Source organism: Weissella cibaria KACC 11862, from assembly GCF_000193635.1.
Lineage (GTDB): Bacteria > Bacillota > Bacilli > Lactobacillales > Lactobacillaceae > Weissella > Weissella cibaria.
On record NZ_AEKT01000040.1, the window covers coordinates 1 to 2,548 of the forward strand.

Below are 2,548 nucleotides of genomic sequence, written 5' to 3' on the forward strand. Positions count from 1 at the left end.
CAGGATCCTGAGTACGGCCGGACACGTGAAATCCGGTCGGAATCCGCGAGGACCATCTCGCAAGGCTAAATACTCCCTAGTGACCGATAGTGAACCAGTACCGTGAGGGAAAGGTGAAAAGCACCCCGGAAGGGGAGTGAAAAAGTTCCTGAAACCATGTGCCTACAAGAAGTTAGAGCCCGTTAATGGGTGATAGCGTGCCTTTTGTAGAATGAACCGGCGAGTTACGATAACGTGCAAGGTTAAGGTGGAAAGACCGGAGCCGTAGCGAAAGCGAGTCTGAAATGGGCGAATTAGTACGTTGTTGTAGACCCGAAACCAGGTGACCTACCCATGTCCAGGGTGAAGGTGCGGTAAAACGCACTGGAGGCCCGAACCCGTGCATGTTGAAAAATGCTGGGATGAGGTGTGGGTAGCGGTGAAATTCCAATCGAACTTGGAGATAGCTGGTTCTCTCCGAAATAGCTTTAGGGCTAGCCTCGGAATGTAGCGTGTTGGAGGTAGAGCACTGTTTTGGTGCGGGGCCCATCTCGGGTTACCAAATTAAGATAAACTCCGAATGCCAATCACGTATGTCCGGGAGTCAGACAGTGAGTGATAAGATCCATTGTCGAAAGGGGAACAGCCCAGATCGTCAGTTAAGGTCCCTAAGTGTGTGTTAAGTGGAAAAGGATGTGGAGTTGCATAGACAACTAGGATGTTGGCTCAGAAGCAGCCACCATTTAAAGAGTGCGTAATAGCTCACTAGTCGAGTGATTCTGCGCCGAAAATGTACCGGGGCTAAACACACCACCGAAACTACGGGTGCCACGTAAGTGGCGCGATAGGAGAGCGTTCTAAGGGCGATGAAGTCAGACCGTGAGGACTGGTGGAGCGCTTAGAAGTGAGAATGCCGGTATGAGTAGCGAAAGACAGGTGAGAATCCTGTCCACCGTATGACTAAGGTTTCCTGGGGAAGGCTCGTCCTCCCAGGGTTAGTCGGGACCTAAGGCGAGGCCGAAAGGCGTAGTCGATGGATAACAGGTTGAGATTCCTGTACCAGGTGAACATGTTTGAACGATGGAGGGACGCAGAAGGCTAACGGATCCCAGCTGCTGGATATGCTGGGTTAAATAATGAGTCTTAGATCGAGTTAAATGCTTTATCTTTTAAGGACAAGTTATGATGAGGACCGAAATAAAGTAGGGAAGTCCGTGATGTCACGCTGCCGAGAAAAGCTTCTAGTTAGTGTTTACCTGCCCGTACCGCAAACCGACACAGGTAGTCGAGGAGAGCATCCTAAGGTGAGCGAGTGAACTCTCGTTAAGGAACTCGGCAAAATGACCCCGTAACTTCGGGAGAAGGGGTGCTCAGCGAAAGCTGAGCCGCAGTGAATAGGCCCAGGCGACTGTTTATCAAAAACACAGGTTTCTGCAAAATCGTAAGATGACGTATAGGGGCTGACGCCTGCCCGGTGCTGGAAGGTTAAAAGGAGTGCTTAGCTTCGGCGAAGGTACGAATTGAAGCCCCAGTAAACGGCGGCCGTAACTATAACGGTCCTAAGGTAGCGAAATTCCTTGTCGGGTAAGTTCCGACCCGCACGAAAGGCGTAACGATCTGGGCACTGTCTCAACGAGAGACTCGGTGAAATTTAAATACCCGTGAAGATGCGGGTTACCCGCGACAGGACGGAAAGACCCCATGGAGCTTTACTGTAGCTTGATATTGAGTGTTTGTGCAGCTTGTACAGCATAGGTAGGAGCCGTTGATACCGGGACGCTAGTTTCGGTGGAGGCATCATTGGGATACTACCCTCGTTGTATGACCACTCTAACTCGCACCACTAAGCGTGGTGGAAGACAGTGTCTGGCAGGCAGTTTGACTGGGGCGGTCGCCTCCTAAAAGGTAACGGAGGCGCCCAAAGGTTCCCTCAGAATGGTTGGAAATCATTCGCAGAGTGTAAAGGCACAAGGGAGCTTGACTGTGAGACTTACCAGTCGAGCAGGTACGAAAGTAGGGCTTAGTGATCCGGTGGTTCCGCATGGAAGGGCCATCGCTCAACGGACAAAAGCTACCCTGGGGATAACAGGCTTATCTCCCCCAAGAGTCCACATCGACGGGGAGGTTTGGCACCTCGATGTCGGCTCATCGCATCCTGGGGCTGTAGTCGGTCCCAAGGGTTGGGCTGTTCGCCCATTAAAGCGGTACGCGAGCTGGGTTCAGAACGTCGTGAGACAGTTCGGTCCCTATCCGTCGCGGGCGTAGGAAATTTGAGAGGAGCTGCCCTTAGTACGAGAGGACCGGGGTGGACGTACCTCTGGTGTATCAGTTGTTCCGCCAGGAGCATCGCTGAGTAGCTATGTACGGATGAGATAAACGCTGAAAGCATCTAAGTGTGAAACTCGCCTCGAGATGAGATTTCCCATTCTTTATGAAGTAAGACCCCTCAGAGATGATGAGGTAGATAGGCTAGAAGTGGAAGTGCGGCGACGCATGGAGCGGACTAGTACTAATGGTTCGAGGACTTAACCAAGTTGAAAACGTGGTGTAAGGCTCAAACGAAGTTTGA

1 rRNA gene is annotated in these 2,548 nt (G+C 51.6%); it reads left to right on the forward strand.

Annotation, left to right across the window (positions count from 1 at the left end):
* Positions 1–2,512 (forward strand): 23S ribosomal RNA (locus ESE_RS0108845); the annotation flags it as partial.
* Positions 2,513–2,548 lie beyond the last annotated feature (36 nt).